The sequence below is a fragment of the Rhizobium croatiense genome (assembly GCF_019793465.1).
GTDB lineage: Bacteria > Pseudomonadota > Alphaproteobacteria > Rhizobiales > Rhizobiaceae > Rhizobium > Rhizobium croatiense.
Genome location: NZ_JAILYJ010000082.1, coordinates 1 through 399, shown reverse-complemented (window position 1 = coordinate 399; position 399 = coordinate 1). Strand labels below are relative to the sequence as shown.

Annotated in this window: 1 protein-coding gene; it reads left to right on the top strand. The window is 63.9% G+C overall.

Annotated features, from left to right (window positions below):
• Window positions 1–399: TenA family protein (locus K6M89_RS30665; RefSeq protein WP_222141870.1), on the top strand; the 399-nt coding region annotated here is incomplete at both ends.

Below are 399 nucleotides of genomic sequence, written 5' to 3'. Positions count from 1 at the left end.
GGACAGGATCGCGCCGATCATGGCTGAAATCGAGGCTTTGCCACTGCTGCAGCGCCTTTCGGACGGCACGCTGCCGCCGGAGGTCTTCCGGCACTACATCCTGCAGGATGCGCTCTACCTCAAGCATTACGCGCGATGCCTGGCGATCGTCGCGGCCAAGGCGCCCGACAATGCGCAGGTCCTGCGCTTTCTCGGTTCCGCGCAGAAGGCGATCACCGTCGAGCAGGGCCTGCATGCCGGCTTCCTCACCCAGTTCGGCATCACGTCTGCGGACGTCACATCAGCCGAGCCCTCGCCGGCCGGCTTTGCCTATACGAACTTCCTGCTTGCCACCGCCTATCACAGCTCCTACGCGGTGGCGCTGTCCTCCATCCTTCCCTGCTTCTGGATCTACTGGCA